At 69.5% G+C, this 15,142-nt stretch carries 15 protein-coding genes; 5 read left to right on the top strand and 10 right to left on the bottom strand.

What is annotated here, in order from left to right:
* The first annotated feature begins 34 nt into the window (after positions 1-34).
* Both AB0A63_RS29845 and AB0A63_RS29840 read left to right on the top strand, forming a co-directional pair.
* Positions 35-583: a peptidylprolyl isomerase gene (locus AB0A63_RS29845; protein ID WP_360397079.1), complete on the top strand. Its 549-nt coding sequence runs from the start codon at positions 35-37 to the stop codon at positions 581-583.
* The gene (locus tag AB0A63_RS29840) at positions 580-1,470 is read left to right on the top strand and encodes a rhomboid family intramembrane serine protease (RefSeq protein WP_360397078.1); all 891 of its coding nucleotides are present in this window, start codon (positions 580-582) and stop codon (positions 1,468-1,470) included. Before AB0A63_RS29845 ends, AB0A63_RS29840 begins: the two co-directional genes overlap by 4 nt.
* Position 1,471: 1 nt before the next feature.
* Here AB0A63_RS29840 and AB0A63_RS29835 read toward each other — a convergent pair whose 3' ends face one another.
* Both AB0A63_RS29835 and crgA read right to left on the bottom strand, forming a co-directional pair.
* Complete coding sequence (locus AB0A63_RS29835) at positions 1,472-1,867, bottom strand: PH domain-containing protein (protein ID WP_360397077.1); 396 nt, start codon at positions 1,865-1,867, stop codon at positions 1,472-1,474.
* 223 nt (positions 1,868-2,090) lie between these two features.
* Positions 2,091-2,357 carry a cell division protein CrgA gene (gene crgA, locus AB0A63_RS29830; RefSeq protein WP_065915483.1) on the bottom strand — a complete coding sequence of 89 codons (267 nt, stop codon included), beginning with the start codon at positions 2,355-2,357 and terminating at the stop codon, positions 2,091-2,093.
* Positions 2,358-2,567: 210 nt separating this feature from the next.
* Here crgA and AB0A63_RS29825 point away from each other — a divergent pair, with 210 nt between their 5' ends.
* Together AB0A63_RS29825 and AB0A63_RS29820 are read left to right on the top strand one after the other, a co-directional pair.
* Positions 2,568-3,779, top strand: coding sequence for a class E sortase (locus AB0A63_RS29825; protein ID WP_360397076.1), 1,212 nt, complete (start codon positions 2,568-2,570; stop codon positions 3,777-3,779).
* The gene (locus AB0A63_RS29820; protein ID WP_360397075.1) at positions 3,779-3,934 is read left to right on the top strand and encodes a hypothetical protein; all 156 of its coding nucleotides are present in this window, start codon (positions 3,779-3,781) and stop codon (positions 3,932-3,934) included. The genes AB0A63_RS29825 and AB0A63_RS29820 overlap by 1 nt, the downstream gene beginning before the upstream one ends.
* Here AB0A63_RS29820 and AB0A63_RS29815 read toward each other — a convergent pair.
* Together AB0A63_RS29815 and AB0A63_RS29810 are read right to left on the bottom strand one after the other, a co-directional pair.
* Positions 3,921-4,406 carry a hypothetical protein gene (locus AB0A63_RS29815; protein WP_360397074.1) on the bottom strand — a complete coding sequence of 162 codons (486 nt, stop codon included), beginning with the start codon at positions 4,404-4,406 and terminating at the stop codon, positions 3,921-3,923. The genes AB0A63_RS29820 and AB0A63_RS29815 overlap by 14 nt on opposite strands.
* Positions 4,407-4,514: 108 nt before the next feature.
* Positions 4,515-5,831: a pyridine nucleotide-disulfide oxidoreductase gene (locus AB0A63_RS29810; RefSeq protein ID WP_360397111.1), complete on the bottom strand. Its 1,317-nt coding sequence runs from the start codon at positions 5,829-5,831 to the stop codon at positions 4,515-4,517.
* Between the two features lie 104 nt (positions 5,832-5,935).
* Between AB0A63_RS29810 and AB0A63_RS29805 the strand changes: the two genes are divergently transcribed.
* A complete protein-coding gene (locus AB0A63_RS29805; protein WP_360397073.1) occupies positions 5,936-6,577 on the top strand; it encodes an aminodeoxychorismate/anthranilate synthase component II in 642 nt (213 codons plus the stop codon).
* 60 nt (positions 6,578-6,637) lie between these two features.
* Here the strand turns inward: AB0A63_RS29805 and pknB are convergent, their stop codons facing one another.
* The 6 genes from pknB to AB0A63_RS29775 are packed head-to-tail and all read right to left on the bottom strand — an operon-like array spanning position 6,638 to position 15,104.
* A complete protein-coding gene (gene pknB / locus AB0A63_RS29800) occupies positions 6,638-8,650 on the bottom strand; it encodes a Stk1 family PASTA domain-containing Ser/Thr kinase (protein WP_360397072.1) in 2,013 nt (670 codons plus the stop codon).
* Positions 8,651-8,705: 55 nt separating this feature from the next.
* The gene (locus AB0A63_RS29795; RefSeq protein WP_360397071.1) at positions 8,706-10,271 is read right to left on the bottom strand and encodes a protein kinase; all 1,566 of its coding nucleotides are present in this window, start codon (positions 10,269-10,271) and stop codon (positions 8,706-8,708) included.
* Positions 10,271-11,749 (bottom strand): penicillin-binding protein 2, encoded by a 1,479-nt coding sequence (locus tag AB0A63_RS29790; RefSeq protein ID WP_360397070.1) that lies wholly within the window; start codon positions 11,747-11,749, stop codon positions 10,271-10,273. The genes AB0A63_RS29795 and AB0A63_RS29790 overlap by 1 nt, the downstream gene beginning before the upstream one ends.
* Positions 11,746-13,173, bottom strand: coding sequence for an FtsW/RodA/SpoVE family cell cycle protein (locus AB0A63_RS29785; RefSeq protein WP_360397110.1), 1,428 nt, complete (start codon positions 13,171-13,173; stop codon positions 11,746-11,748). The genes AB0A63_RS29790 and AB0A63_RS29785 overlap by 4 nt, the downstream gene beginning before the upstream one ends.
* A gap of 48 nt (positions 13,174-13,221) precedes the next feature.
* Complete coding sequence (locus AB0A63_RS29780; RefSeq protein WP_360397069.1) at positions 13,222-14,646, bottom strand: PP2C family serine/threonine-protein phosphatase; 1,425 nt, start codon at positions 14,644-14,646, stop codon at positions 13,222-13,224.
* Positions 14,643-15,104: an FHA domain-containing protein gene (locus AB0A63_RS29775; RefSeq protein ID WP_053732084.1), complete on the bottom strand. Its 462-nt coding sequence runs from the start codon at positions 15,102-15,104 to the stop codon at positions 14,643-14,645. The genes AB0A63_RS29780 and AB0A63_RS29775 overlap by 4 nt, the downstream gene beginning before the upstream one ends.
* Between the last annotated feature and the right edge of the window lie 38 nt (positions 15,105-15,142).

Raw genomic sequence — 15,142 nt, 5'->3', positions numbered from 1 at the left:
TGAACATCTCCGCCCGTGATGGCACGATGGGGTGGTGGCTGACAGCAATGAATCCTTCGTCGGGACCAAGGTGACGGCGACCCTGCACACCACGCAGGGCGACATCCGGCTCACCCTGTTCCCCGACCACGCCCCCAAGACGGTGGCGAACTTCGTCGGGCTCGCCGAGGGCTCGAAGGAGTACACCGAAGCGAACGCGAGCGGCACGAAGTCGGGTCCGTTCTACGACGGCACCCTGTTCCACCGCGTCATCGCGGGCTTCATGCTCCAGACCGGTGACCCGACCGGCACCGGCCGCGGTGGCCCCGGCTACCGCTTCGCCGACGAGTTCACCTCCGACCTGCAGTTCAACCGCCCGTACCTGCTGGCGATGGCGAACGCGGGGCCCAACACCAACGGCTCCCAGTTCTTCATCACGGTGGCGCCCACGACGTGGCTGAACTTCAAGCACACGATCTTCGGTGAGGTCGCCGACCAGGAGTCGCGCAACGTCGTCGACGCCATCGGTGGCACGGCGACCGGCGTGAACGACCGCCCGGTCAACGACATCAAGATCGAGCGGGTCACGATCGAACGCGCGTGAGCGACGCTCTGGTCCCACCGGACGGGCCGATCGGAGCGCAGCCGGAGATGCCGGTCTGCGCACGTCATGCCGATCGGCCCACCCGGCTGCGCTGCACGAGGTGCGACCGTCCGGCGTGCCCGGACTGCCTGCGCGAGGCCGCCGTCGGCAGCCAGTGCGTCGACTGCGTCAACGAGGGCCGCAGGTCGGGCCGGCGTTCGCAGACCCTGGTGGGGGCCGAGCAGACCGACGGACGCCTGGTCGTCACGCCCGTGCTGATCGTGCTGAACGCGCTCGCGTTCGTCGTCACCGCGGTGCAGGCGGGTAACCCGCTGCTGAACCAGCGTTCCGCGATCTTCCTGGAGTCCGCGCTCCAGCCCGTCCTCGTCGCCAACGGCGAGTGGTGGCGAATCCTGACCTCGGGGTTCATGCACATCGGCCTCTGGCACCTGGTGCTCAACATGGCGGTGCTCTACATCGCCGGGTCGAGCGTCGAGCCCGAGCTGGGCCGGCTGCGGTTCACCCTCGTCTACTTCCTGGCACTGCTGGGCGGCAACGCGGCGGCGTTCTACTTCGGTGCGGCCGGTGGCCTGCTCGCCGGTGCGTCCGGTGCGGTGTTCGGCATCATGGGCGCGCTGATCGTCGTGTGGCGGCGCAAGAAGCGCGACATCTCGACGGTCGTGGTGATCGTGGTGATCAACCTCGTGTCGAACCTCTTCACCAACGCCTCACTGCTCGCCCACCTCGGCGGGTTCGTGATCGGCGGCCTGCTGACGCTTGCGATGGTCAAGGCACCGCGCGAGAACCGGAACCTCTACCAGCTCGGGGCCGTGACGGCCGCGGTCGTGTTGCTGGTGGGCATGTTCGCGTTGCGGGCGAGCGAGCTCAGGACTCTCATCGGGATCTGAGTCACGGGCGCAGTGCGTGCAGCACGCTCGCCACTTCTACCGGGTCGGCGCCGAGGTCCAGTTTCGTGAGCACCACGAGACGGTCGTCGGCGTCGAGCTCCAACGCCTGCTGTTCCCGGCCGAGCCTGCGCGTGTGCTGCAGCTTGACCTTCACCTCGTGCCACGCCAGGTGCGTGGTGCTCGCGAACCCGCGCACCGCGATGCCGTTCGCGTCCGCGCTCAGCCGCGGGCGGGCGAGGGAGGCGAACGCGGCGAGGTAGCTGACCAGCAGCGTTGCCAGCCCGACGAGGAGACGGCCGGCGTTCTCGGTGGTGATGACCGTGGCGAACGCGAGCAGGGCGGCGGACACCCAGGCGGCGGCGACGAGCGGCGCGGGAGTGGACCAGGAGCGAGTCACAGCGTCGAGTGTCCCGCATGAAATGTGGACAACTGAAGTGCGGAAGAGGCGCTTGTGCAATTTCGCGCAAAGTTGTCCACAGGGGTTGTCCCCAATGGGGATGACTTACAACCATGTGCTTCGGTGACGCCCACGTGAACCAGGTGAACGTGGCATGGACGAACATCGGCCCGGACGAGTGAACGTCCGGGCCGTCGATGACCAGTCGTGACAGGGGGCGGACTTACCGCCAGCGCATCGTCATCAGCAGACCGATGATCATCAGCGCGAAGCCGATGGCGAAGTTCCACGCGCCCAGCTCGAGCATGAACGGGATCTTCTCGGCCGCGATGTAGTTCACGACGAGCCACGCGAGGCCCAGCAGCATGAAGCCGAGCATGATGACGACGTAGACCGGGTGGGACGGCCCCGCTGCCTTGACCTTGACCGGCGTACGGCGGTCAGTGGGTGCGGTGTAGACCGCCTTCTTCCGGACCTTGGACTTGGGCATGCTGTCCTCGCCTGACGTGGATGTCTCTGAGTGCGCGAGTTTACGTGCACTACTCAGCAGACACGTTAACGTAGCCGAGGTGGTGAGCGAACCACCTGGCAGACGCAGTTGTAATCCGTTCACAGTCCGCGCGGAGGTTCTCAGGTGAACTCGGGACCGCAGCAGCCGCCTCCACGGCGTCCTGCACCCCGTCGTGACGACCTGCGGCACGTGCGCTCGGCACCTTCACCGCAGCCGCTGCCGCCCGCGGACGCCACGCAGTTCACCAGTGCCTTCTCCGGCAGCCTGCCCCCGCCCACCGCTCCGCCGCGCCACCCCGGCCCGCCGCAGGGCCCGCAGCCGACCCCACCGGGAGGCGTGCCCCGCGGCGCGGCGCCCGGCCCGCAGGCATTCGGCCCGCAGGCACCCGGTCCGCAGAACGGCTGGCGGCCCGGCCCGCCCCCCGGCGCGCCCCAGGGTCCGCCCCGAGGAGCACCGCAGCGCCCCCGTCCACGGCCGGTCGACCCGCCGACGGAGATCATCGAGCCGGTCGAGGACGACTACGACGATGAGTACTACGACGACGACGATTACTACGACGAGGACGAGAAGGACGCGCTCCCGCCGGAGAGCTTCCGCCGCAAGGCCGTCCGCGGCTTCGGCGAGGTGCTCATCACGATGGGCCTCGTCGTGCTGCTGTTCGTCGTCTACGAGGTCTACGTGACCGACCTGTTCTCCGCGCAGAAGCAGGACGAGGTCACCGCGGCGCTCGACTCCGAGTGGAACTCGAACACCGTCACGCCGCCCCCGGCCGACCCTAACCGCCAGTCGCAGCTGAACCTCATCGAGGGCAAGGCCTTCGCGAAGATGTACATCCCCGTCTTCGGCAACGACTGGAAGTTCTCCGTCGTCGAGGGCACCACCGACAAGCACCTCGAGATCGGCCCCGGCCACTACAAGGACACCGCGCAGCCCGGCCAGCCCGGCAACTTCTCCATCGCGGGGCACCGCGTCGGCAAGGGTGCGCCGTTCAACGACCTCGACCTGCTGGAGTCCTGCAACGCGATCGTCGTGCAGACCCAGACCCAGTGGTTCGTCTACCGGGTCCTGCCGATGAAGAACGAGGTCGCCGGCTGGGCGAACAACCCGAAGGCCAAGGAAGCCGCCTGCACCGGCATCGCCCCGCTGTCCACGACGCTGGGCGAGGCCTACGCCAAGACCGTCGGCCAGGAGATCGTGGTGCCGAGCCAGGGCGAGGTCATCGCCCCGGTCCCGCACCAGCCGAACGCGGCGGTGCCGCCGGAGCAGCAGGCCCGCCTGCTCACCCTGACCACCTGCCACCCGCGGTTCTCCGACAAGCAGCGCCTGATCGTGCACGCCATCGAGACCAAGAGCTACCCGGTCGCCGACGGCTTCGTGCCGCCCGAGATGACGGAGGCCTGATGTACGGCTGGATCTGGCGGCACCTGCCGGGCCCGCTGTTCCTGCGCGTCGCCGAGGCGGTCGTCCTCGTCCTCGGCATCGTGGCGCTGCTGATGTTCGTCGTGTTCCCGTGGGCCGAACCGCTGCTGCCGTTCAACAACGTCACCACCCAGTGAGGTGCGCCTCCGCGAGGCGCAGGTACTCGCGGACGTAGGCGCGGAACGGCTCCGGGTCCGTGTCGTACTGCCCCAACGCCCAGTAGACGTCGTCGTCCTCGCGCGAGAACTGGAACGTGATGTGGAACGTGCGGTCCTTCCACTCCGCACGGGGCTCGCCGGCGAGGACCTTCCGCGCGGCGTCCCTGCCGAGGAACCACTCGGCCTGCTCCGAGGTCATCGGCTCGACGCCCAGCTCGACGAGCATCTGCCGGGCCAGGTCGTAGGTCTCGCTCATGCGCTGCTGAACCGGTGACTCACCGGCCAGCTCCCGCACCGCCGGGGTGTCCAGACCCGCGAGCAGCAGGTCGCAGGCGAACCCCACGGTGTCCCTGCTGTCGAGCCGGCCGTCGGTCAGCTCGGCGTTGAAGAATGCCAAACGCTTGCGCAGGTCGTCGTTCACGGTCTTGCCCCAGGATCTCGTCCACCGCACGCGCGACCGAGATCGGTGTTCACGCACCCGGTGTCCGCATCGGCGCGACCGGAAAAGCTGAAACCGCCACCACGTCAAGCGTGGTGGCGGCTTCATCGGAGAACGGGCTCAGCCGTTCGAGATGGCGGTCATCTCCTCGCGCGGCACGACCTTCACGCGCTCGCGGCCCTGCTCGGCACCCAATGCGATCTCGTGCGCGTCGAGCTTGCGCCAGCCCTCGTTCGTGACGAACGGGACGGCGCGCTGCTCCAGGAACTGCACGACGGCGTCCGGCGAGGGGGAGGTGGCGCGGGGGAGCGACTCGGCGTCCTCCAGCAGGCTCGTGATGGTCTCCAGCGCGTCGCCCTTGGTGTGGCCGATCAGGCCGATCGGACCGCGCTTGACCCAGCCGGTGACGTACGTGCCGGGCATCGGCACCTCGTCGAGGTCGAGCACGCGGCCCGCGAGGTGCGGGACCGTGCCGGAGACGTGGTCGAACGGGAGGTCGGCGAGGTGCGTGGAGAGGTAGCCGACCGCGCGGTACACGGCCTGCACGTCCCAGTCGGTGAACCGGCCGGTGCCGCGGACGCCGCCGTCGCCGGTCAGCTCCTGCGTCTCGGTGCGCAGGCCGGTGACGCCGTCGGTGCCCAGCACCTCGACCGGTGCTTCGAGGAAGTGCAGGTGCAGCCGGCGGGGGCGGTTGCCGACGTCGCGGATCGCCCACTCCTGCAGGGTCTTCACGATCATCTCGACCTGCTTGTTGGTGCGGATCGCGTGCATCGAGGCCTCGTCGAACTCGATGCCCTCCGCGTGCACGATCACCTCGACGTTCGGCGAGTGGTCGAGCTCGCGCAGCTCCAGCGGCGTGAACTTCGCCTGGGCCGGGCCGCGGCGGCCGAACACGTGCACGTCGGTGACGGGGGAGGCGGCGAGGCCCGCGTGCACGTTGGCGGGGATCTCGGTGACGAGCAGCTCGTCGGCGGTCTTCGCGAGGATGCGGGCGACGTCCAGCGCCACGTTGCCGACGCCCAGCACGGCGACCTCGGTCGCGGTCAGCGGCCAGGTGCGGGGGACGTCCGGGTGGCCGTCGTACCAGGACACGAAGTCGGCGGCGCCGAAGCTGCCGGGCAGGTCGATGCCGGGGATGTCGAGCTCGCGGTCGGCGGAGGCGCCGGTGGAGAAGATGACGGCGTCGTAGAACTGGCGCAGGTCGTCGAGCTTGAGGTCGACGCCGTACTCGACGTTGCCGAAGAAGCGCACGGACGGCTTGTCCAGCACCTTCTGCAGCGCGGTCACGATGCCCTTGATGCGCGGGTGGTCCGGCGCGACGCCGTAGCGGACCAGGCCGTACGGCGCGGGGAGCTTCTCGAAGAGGTCGATCTGCACGTCGACGTCGGACTTGGTGAGGATGTCGGCCGCGTACACACCGGCCGGACCCGCGCCGATCACAGCGACGCGCAAGGGACGACTCATGACACCTATTTTAGGGAAGCCTTACCTCAATGAAGACGAGAGCTAACTCACTCGACGGGACCGACTAGGCTCTCTTCATGCGCGTGCTCGTGGTCGACAACTACGACAGCTTCGTCTACAACCTCGTCCAGTACCTCGCCCAGCTCGGGGCCGAGTGCGTCGTGCGGCGCAACGACGAGGTGGACCTCACCGAGATCGACCGCGTCGACGGCGTGCTGGTGAGCCCCGGTCCGGGCACACCCGAGCGCGCCGGGTCGAGCATCGACGTCATCAAGAAGTGCGCCGACACCGGCAAGCCGGTCTTCGGCGTCTGCCTCGGCCACCAGGCCATCGGCGTGGTGTGGGGCGGCACCGTCGACCGCGCGCCGGAGCTCCTCCACGGCAAGACGAGCATCGTCTTCCACGAGGGCGCCGGCGTGCTGAACGGGGTGCCGAAGCCGTTCATCGCCACCCGCTACCACTCGCTGACGGTGCTGCCGGAGACGATCCCCGCCGAGTTCGAGGTCACCGGCAAGACCGAGACCGGCATCGTCATGGCCATGCGGCACAGGGAGCTCCCGGTCGAGGGTGTGCAGTTCCACCCCGAGTCGGTGCTCACCGACGGCGGCCACCGGATGCTCGCCAACTGGTTGAAGGTCTGCGGGTACGAGGTGCCGGAGGCCACGGTCGCGCAGCTGGAGAACGGCATGCGCACGCTCGCCGCCGCGGCCCGCCAGTAGCTCACACGAGAAGAGGCCCCCTCCCGACGCCGGGAGGGGGCCTCTTCTCGTATGAGCCGATCAGTTGGTCGGGAGGAGCCCGGTCCGGCCGATGACCACCGTGACCGCGGCGCCCTTGCCGATGGGCGAGCCCTTCGCCGGCTGCTGCGAGATGATCTTGTCCTTCTGCGGCGAACCGGGCTGGACCTGCTGCTCGTCGACGTTGAAGTTGCCGTTCCAGCCGAGCGCCCGCAGCTTGGTCTCCGCGTCCTTCTGCGACAGGCCGGTCAGGTCGGGCATCTCCATCAGGTTGCCCTTCGAGACCGTCAGCGTGACCGTGGCGTCCTTGACGGCCTTGCTGTTGGCCTGCGGGGTCTGCGAGATGACCTCGTTCTGCGGCTTCTGGCTGTCCGCCTGCGCCACGTTGACCTTGAAGCCGGAACCCTCCAGCGTCTGGCGCGCGGTCTCCAGGTCCTGCCCCACCACACCGGGCACGTTCTGCTTGTCCGGCGCCCTGCCCAGGCTGATGGTGATCGTGCCGCCCTTCTTCAGCTTCAGGCCGAACTCGGGATTCTGCTGCACGATCTTGCCGACCTTGTTGGGGTCGTCGGTCTCGACCGTGTCGGTGCTCTGCTGCACCTTGAAGCCGTTCGGGTCCTTGTCCAGGATCTGCTGGGCCTCGTTCGGAGTCTTGCCCTTCAGGTCCGGCACGGCACCCTCGCCCGGCGGCGAACCGACGCGCACGACGACCTCGGCACCCTTCAGCAGCGAGGTGCCCTCCGGCGGGTTCGTGCCGATGACCTTGCCGATCTGCTCGGACGTGCACGGCGCCGCGGCCCCGTTCGCACCCGGCTCGCAGGGCACCAGCTCCTGCTTCGGCTTCAGCCCGGACTGGGTCAGCTTGTCGTTGGCCGTCAACGGCTCCATGCCGACGACGGCGGGCACCGGCACCTTCTCCGGGGTGTCGCTGTCGCCCGGCTTCATCAGACTCGTGGTGATCCACGCGGCGAGGCCGAGCACGGCGATGCACAGGAACACCACCAACGCGATCATGATGGTCTTCTTGCGCTTGGCGCGCCGCTCCTCTTCCTCGTCGGCGATCGGGTCGTAGTCGTCGTCCGGCTCCGACTTCAACGCCGCCGGACGGTGCCGGCCGCCGTTCACGACCTGGGTGCGCGCGGAACGCGAGGCCGACTGCTCGTTCATCACGGCCGTGCGGTCCTCGGCCGTCATGACGGCGGGCGCGGACGGGCGCTGGCCGGACAGCACGCGCACCAGGTCCGCGCGCATCTCCGCGGCGGACTGGTAGCGGTTGGCCGGGCCCTTCGCCATCGCCTTCAGCACGATCGCGTCGAGCTGCGGCGACACCTTCGGGTTCAGCGACGACGGCGCCTTCGGGTCCTCCCGCACGTGCTGGTACGCGACCGCGACGGGCGAGTCACCGGTGAACGGCGGCTCCCCGGTCAGCAGCTCGAACAGCACGCAGCCGGCCGCGTAGACGTCGGACCGCGCGTCCACGGACTCGCCGCGAGCCTGCTCCGGCGACAGGTACTGGGCCGTGCCGATCACCGCGGCGGTCTGCGTGACCGCGGCCTGGCCGTCGTGCAGCGCGCGGGCGATGCCGAAGTCCATCACCTTCACGGCGCCGGACTTCGTGATCATCACGTTCGCCGGCTTCACGTCGCGGTGGACGATCCCGTGGCGGTGGCTGAAGTCGAGCGCGGCCGAGACGTCGGCCATGACCTCCATCGCGCGCTTGCCCGACAGCGGTCCCTGCGTCTTCACGATGTCGCGCAGCGTCCGCCCGTCGACGAACTCCATCACGATGTAGGGCAGCGGGCCGTACTCGGTCTGCGTCTCGCCGGTGTCGTAGACCGCGACGATCGCCGGGTGGTTCAGAGCAGCCGAGTTCTGCGCCTCGCGCCGGAACCGCTCCTGGAACTGGGCGTCGCGGGCGAGGTCAGCGCGCAGCACCTTGATCGCCACGTCTCTGCCGAGCCGGACGTCCCGCCCCTTGTGGACCTCGGACATGCCGCCGTACCCGAGGGTCTCACCCAGTTCGTAGCGGTTTGAGAGCAGTCGCGGAGTGCTCATCGGTGCTTCGTCCCGCTCCTCATCGACGGTGTTCCCATCTCGGTTCTGGTTCTGCTCATGCCCGGCACGTCACCTTCACCCGCGTCCCGGCCGACACGTCGCCGGTCGGCGCGATGGCGGTGACGCGGCACTTCCTCAGGTCTCCCGGTGCCGTGCCCTGCGGGCTCAGCACGGTCGGCTCCAGGCCGTGGTCGCTCAGCTGCGTGCTGACCTCGTCGCCGGTCCGGCCGAGGTAGTCGTCCTCGTCGAGCCGTGTCGTCGAGGTGCCCGGTATCCGGTCGGCGGAGTCGGGCTTCGCCTGACCGTTCGCCGGTGCGTTCGGGCTGCTCGTGCTCGTGTTCTGCGGCAAGCCGCCCTGCTCGCCGGCAGCGGTCTTCCCGATGGTCAGCTTCCAGGCGACGACTCCGCCGATCACCAGCAGAGCAGTCACCAGAAGAGCGACCATAACCCACACGGTCACCCGGTTCCTCCCGGGTGGCGGTGGCATCGGGGCGAACGTCCCGGTGTGCGGCACCGGTTGCTGTTGTACCGGTTGCATGCCCGGATGGGTACCGGCGCGAGGCTGACCACCGGAGTGGTGCGGCATCGGCGGTGGTACCTGCAACGGCTGGGACACCTGGGGCTGCTGCGGGGCGACCTGCTGCGGCACCTGCGGAGGCGTCAGCTGCTGTTGCGCCAGCTGCTGGGGCGCCAGCTGCTGCTGCGGTGCCATCTGCTGGGCGACCTGGTGCTGCTGCACCTGCTGCGGGATCGGCGGCATCGTGAAACCCGACGGCGTCGGCAGCGGCTGGCCCACCCGCACCGCGCTGACCGCCGCGGCGAACTCGCCACCGGTGCGGTAGCGCTGCCGCGGGTCCTTCACCAGCGTCGCCTCGATCAACGCCCGCGCACCCGGCGGCACGTCCGGCGGCAACGGCGGCGCGATGTCGCGGATGTGCATCATCGCCACCGTCACCGCGTTGTCCGACAGAAACGGCCGATGTCCCGCAAGGCATTCGTAGCCGCACACGGCCAGCGAGTAGACGTCGCTCGCCGGTTCGGCCTCGCCGCCGAGCGCCTGCTCGGGAGCGATGTAGTGCGCGGTGCCCATGACCATGCCGGATCGTGTCACGGGAGCGGCGTCGACGGCCTTCGCGATACCGAAGTCGGTGATCTTCACCTTGCCCGACGGCGTCACCATGATGTTGCCCGGTTTGACGTCCCGGTGCACCAGCCCGCGTTCGTGCGCGGCCTGCAGCGCGTTCCCGGTCTGCTCCAGCAGGTCCAGCGTCACCTCGGCGGTGAGCCGGCCCCGCGAGATGATCGTCGCGAGCGGTTCGCCCTCGACGAGCTCCATCACCAGGTACGCCGTGTCCTCCGGCCCGTCCGCGACCGACGCGGTCTCGCCGTAGTCGTGCACCGACGCGATGCCGGGGTGGTTGAGCGACGCGGTCATCCGCGCCTCGACGCGGAAGCGGTGCAGGAACTCGGCGTCACCGGACAGCTCCGCCTTCAGCACCTTCACGGCGACCCGGCGGTCGAGCCGGTCGTCGGCCGCCTCCCAGACCTCGCCCATGCCACCGACCGCGATCCGCCTGGTCAGGCGGTAGCGGTCGGCGAGGAGCTGGCCCGTGGTCAGCATCAGCGACCCGCCAGGTACGCGTTCATCACGGCGCGGCCGATGGGCGCCGCCACCTTGCCGCCGGTCGCGCCGAGGCCGCGGTCGCCACCGTTCTCCACGATCACCGCGATCGCGATCTCCGGCTTCTGCGCCGGCGCGAACGCGATGTACCAGGCGTGCGGTGCCACGGTCTGCTCCCGGCTGCCGCCGACCTCCGCGGTACCGGTCTTCGACGCCACCTGGACGTTCGCGATCCTGCCCTCGCCGCCGGTGTTCGCCTCCGACTGGACCATCATGTCGCGCAGCGCGGCCGCGTTGGCCGAGCTCATCGCGGTGTTGATCTCGTCGGGCTCGGTGTCCTCGACCGTCTTCAGGTCGGGGCCGAGGATCTTCGACACCAGGTACGGCTGCATGCGCTTGCCGCCGTTGGCGATCGTCGCCGCGATCATCGCGTTCTGCAGCGGGGTCACGCGGACGTCGCGCTGGCCGATGCCGCTCTGGTAGAGCGCGGGCTCGTCGGGGACCGGGCCCATGGTCGAGTTCTCGACCGCCATCGGCACCCTGAGGTCGTCGTCGTTGAAGCCGAACTTGTCCGACTGGGCCTGCAGCTTGGCCTTGCCGACCTTCGCCGCCATCTCGCCGAACGCCGTGTTGCACGACTTGGCGAGCGCGAGCTCCATCGACGCGGTCTGCCCGCTGCCGCAGGGCTGGCCGTTGTAGTTCGGGAACGGGAAGTTGTTCGTGCCCGGCAACGGGATCGAGCCCGCCGCCGTGTACTGCGACTCCTTGGTGTCACCGTTGGCGAGCGCGGCCGCGGCCACGACGACCTTGTACGTCGAGCCGGGCGGGTAGATGCCCTGGATCGCGCGGTTGATCAGCGGGTCGCCGTTGCCGTCGGTGGTGAGCTGCTTCCACGCGGTCTGCTGCGCGGTCGGGTCGTGGCTCGCCAGCAGGTTCGGGTCGTAGGACGGCGTGCTGACCATCGCGAGGATCTCGCCGGTGTCCGGCTTCATCGCGACGACCGAGCCGCGGAAGCCCTTCGCCGCCAGCTGGTCGTAGGCGATCTGCTGGACCCGCGGCACCAGCGTGAGCTGCACGTTGCCGCCCACCGGGTCGCGACCGGTGATCAACGCCGAGACGCGGCGCGCGAACAGCCGGTCGTCCGAGCCGTTGAGCAGGTCGTTCTCGGCGCGCTCGATGCCGGCGGTGCCGTAGGTGACCGAGAGGTACCCGGTCACCGGGGCGTACGCCTGCGGCGCGGCGTAGGTGCGCAGGTACCGGAGCCGGTCCGTCGTCTCCTTGACGTCCGCGATCACCATGCCGTCGGCGGCCATGATCAGACCGCGCTTGCGGGCGTACTCGTCGAGCAGCACCCGGCGGTTGTTCGGGTTCTTGCGCCACTCGTCGGCGTTGATGACCTGCACCCACGTGGCGTTGCCCAGCAGCAGCAGGATCATCACCATCATGGCGAAGCCGACCCGGCGGAGCGGTGTGTTCATTTCGGACGCTCCACCATGACTGTGTGCTGGTCGGCGATGGCCGGCTGCTGCGGCTTCGGCTTCGGAGCACGCTGCGGCGCCCGCGCGGCCGCGGAGATCCGCAGCAGCAACGCGATCAGGACGTAGTTCGCCAGCAGCGACGAACCGCCCTTGGACAGGAACGGGGCGGTGATGCCCGTCATCGGGATCAGCTTCGTGACACCGCCGACGACGATGAACACCTGGAAGCACATCGCGAACGCCAGGCCGCCGCCGAGCAGCTTGCCGAAGCTGTCGCGCACCGAGATGGCACCGCGCAGGCCGCGCATCGCGACGACCATGTAGACCAGCAGCAGCGCGGCGAAGCCGACGAACCCGAGCTCCTCGCCGATCACCGCGGTGATGAAGTCGGTGTTGGACTCCGGGATCATCTCCGGCCGCCCGGCACCGAGCCCGGCACCGCCGATGCCACCGGTCGCGAGACCGAAGAGCGACTGCGCGATCTGGTAGCCGCCGCCGTCGTCGTTGTAGGTGGCGATCGGGTCCGACCAGTTCGCCACGCGCTGCTGGACGTGCGTGAAGAGCTTCCACGCGATGACCGCGCCGCCGGCGAACAGACCAAGGCCGAGCACCACCCAGGCCGCGCGTTCGGTGGCGACGTAGAGCAGCACCAGCACGATGCCGAAGAACAGCAGCGACGAGCCGAGGTCCTTCTGCAGGACCATGACCGCGACCGCCACGCCCCACGCCGCGAACAGCGGGCCGAGGTCGCGGGCGCGCGGCAGGTCCATGCCGAGGAACCGGCGGCCCGCGGTGGTGAAGAGGTCCCGCTTCGACACCAGGAACGCGGCGAAGAAGACCATCAGCAGGATCTTGGCGAACTCACCCGGCTGGATGGAGAACGGGCCGATCCGCAGCCAGATCTTCGCGCCGTTGATCGTCGGCGCGATGAAGCCCGGCAGCACACCGGGCAGCAGCAGGGCGACCAGCCCGGCCAGGCCGAACGTGTAGCCGAAGCGCGCCAGGGTGCGGTGGTCGGTGAGGAACTTCAGCGTGGCCGCGAACAGCAGCAGTCCGATCGCGGTCCAGATGACCTGCTTGAACGCCATCGGGTCCCACGTCGAGCCGTCCGCGAAGACGGTGCCCTCCATGGCGAGGTCGATCCGGTGGATGACCACCAGGCCGAGCCCGTTGAGCAGCGCGACGCACGGCAGGATCACCGGGTCGGCGTAGGGCGCCCAGCGGCGCACGGCGAGGTGCGCGCAGGCGAACAGGCCGAGGTAGGCGAGTCCCAGGTACAGGATGCGCAGGCTGAGCGAGCGCTCCTGGTTGAGCTCCACCAGGATCAGAGCCAGCGTGACGAGCCCGGCCGCGAACGAGAGCATCACCAGTTCGGTGCCGCGCCGCGTCGGCGCCCGCAGCCCCGGCGACGTGCTGGTCGCCAGCGACGCGACTGGTGAGCCGTCCCCGGACGGGGCGGGTGAGCCCTTCAACTACGGACCCTCCCGGCATTCCACGCCCGGCTTCTGCGCGGACGAGGTGAGCGAGGGTTGGGTGGTCTCGCCACCCGCGGGGGCCGTGGTCGACGAGGGCGTCCCGTTCGCGGGCTGGGTCGTCGTCGTGGGCGGGGTCGTCGTGGTCGGCGACGTCGGGGTGGACGAGGCCGAGGTGTCCTTGCACAACGGCAGCATGTGCGCCGTGCGCAGCATGCGGACCGCGGCGCGCGCGCCGTCGATGCCGTTGTCGCTGCGGATGCCCTCGGTGATCGTCTTGCGCCCGGCCTCCTGCAGGTCCTTCACCGCGATCGGCGTGCAGCCCGACGAGCCGGGCGGGCACGAGTCCTCGACCTTCGACGAGAGCTTGAACCCGAGCACGCTGCCGTTGAGCCCGCGGAAGATCGCGACCTGGCCGTCCTCGGTCGCGCCCACGTAGAACTGGGTGTTCAGCCACAGCTTGCCGCCGACCCCGGCCGCGCCGACCACGACGAGCAGCAGGAAGACGATCGCGAACGCCTTGAGGGCGTTGCGCTTCTTGCGCTTCGGGTCCTGCGGCGGTGGCGGCGGTGCCTCCATCCGCTGCGGCATCGGCTGGCGCTGCTGCGTGAGCGCGCTCGCCCGTGACGCCGCGGAGTCCGGCGGGGTGTTGTGCTCCTCGCTGCCGTCACCGGCCGCACCGCCGACGATCGGGTAGTCGTCGCCGAAGTCGACGTCCTCGACGTCCGCCACGATCACCGTGACGTTGTCGGGGCCGCCGCCCTTGAGCGCGAGCTCGATCATCCGGTCCGCGCAGGCCTGCGGGTCCGGGATGCGGATCGCCTCGTCCAGCGTCTCCATCGAGACGACACCGGACAGGCCGTCCGAGCACAGCAGGAACCGGTCACCGGCCCGTGCCTCGCGCACCGTGAGGCTGGGCTCGAAGTCGTGCCCGGTGAGGGCGCGCAGCAGCAACGAGCGCTGCGGGTGCGTGGCCGCCTCGTCCGGCGTGATCCGGCCCTCGTCGATCAACGACTGGACGAACGTGTCGTCGTGCGTGATCTGCGCGAACCCGCCCTCTCTGAGCAGGTAGGCGCGCGAGTCGCCGATGTGCACCAGGCCGAGGCGGTTGCCCGCGAAGAGCACCGCGGTCAGCGTGGTGCCCATGCCCTCCAGGTCCGGGTCGCTCGCGACCAGCTCGGAGATGGCGCCGTTGCCGGCCGCGACCGCGTCGCGGAGCTTGCCGAGGAGGTCGTCGCCGGGCTCGTCGTCGTCGACGTGGGCCAGCGAGGCGATGACCACCTTGCTCGCGACTTCGCCGGCGGCGTGGCCACCCATGCCGTCGGCGACTGCGAGCAGGCGGGGGCCCGCGTACACGGAGTCCTGGTTGTTGGAACGGACCAGGCCCCGGTCGCTTCGGGCCGCGTATCGAAGAACCAAGGTCATGAGCGCAGCTCGATCACCGTTTTGCCAATGCGGATCGGGGTGCCGAGAGGTACGCGCAGTGGTGCGGTGACCTTGGCTCGGTCTAGGTAGGTGCCGTTCGTGGAGCCGAGGTCTTCCACGTACCAGTCGGTGCCGCGCATCGACAGCCTCGCGTGCCTGGTCGACGCGAAGTCGTCGTCCAGCACGAGAGTCGAGTCGTCCGCGCGGCCGATCAGGATCGGCCGGCCGTCGAGTGAGATGCGGGTGCCGGTGAGCGCGCCGTGGGTGACCACGAGCGTCCTCGGCGCCTTGCTACCCCTCGCCGACTTGTCGGACCTCCGGAAACCGGGCAGACCTGACGCCCGGAGCCCTGAGGCCGCGTAGAGATCAGAGCGGACCACACGTAGGGCGGCCAGCACAAAGAGCCAGAGGAGCACGAGAAAGCCCGCTCTGGTCAGCTGCATCACCAGCTCTGGCACCGGTTGTAACCGCTCCTGCCTTGAGTTGCTTACCGACG

Origin of the sequence: Lentzea sp. NPDC042327 (assembly GCF_040647275.1) — a bacterium.
Classification (GTDB): Bacteria; Actinomycetota; Actinomycetes; order Mycobacteriales; family Pseudonocardiaceae; genus Lentzea.
This window is presented reverse-complemented; position numbering and strand designations above follow the sequence as displayed.

Bases quoted from the DNA above. Each gene is read 5' to 3' on its own strand.
- crgA (WP_065915483.1), bottom strand. From the start codon at position 2,357: ATGCCCAAGTCCAAGGTCCGGAAGAAGGCGGTCTACACCGCACCCACT.
- AB0A63_RS29780 (WP_360397069.1), bottom strand. From the start codon at position 14,646: ATGACCTTGGTTCTTCGATACGCGGCCCGAAGCGACCGGGGCCTGGTC.
- pknB (WP_360397072.1), bottom strand. From the start codon at position 8,650: ATGAGCACTCCGCGACTGCTCTCAAACCGCTACGAACTGGGTGAGACC.
- AB0A63_RS29795 (WP_360397071.1), bottom strand. From the start codon at position 10,271: ATGCTGACCACGGGCCAGCTCCTCGCCGACCGCTACCGCCTGACCAGG.
- AB0A63_RS29805 (WP_360397073.1), top strand. From the start codon at position 5,936: ATGCGCGTGCTCGTGGTCGACAACTACGACAGCTTCGTCTACAACCTC.
- AB0A63_RS29790 (WP_360397070.1), bottom strand. From the start codon at position 11,749: ATGAACACACCGCTCCGCCGGGTCGGCTTCGCCATGATGGTGATGATC.
- AB0A63_RS29820 (WP_360397075.1), top strand. From the start codon at position 3,779: ATGTACGGCTGGATCTGGCGGCACCTGCCGGGCCCGCTGTTCCTGCGC.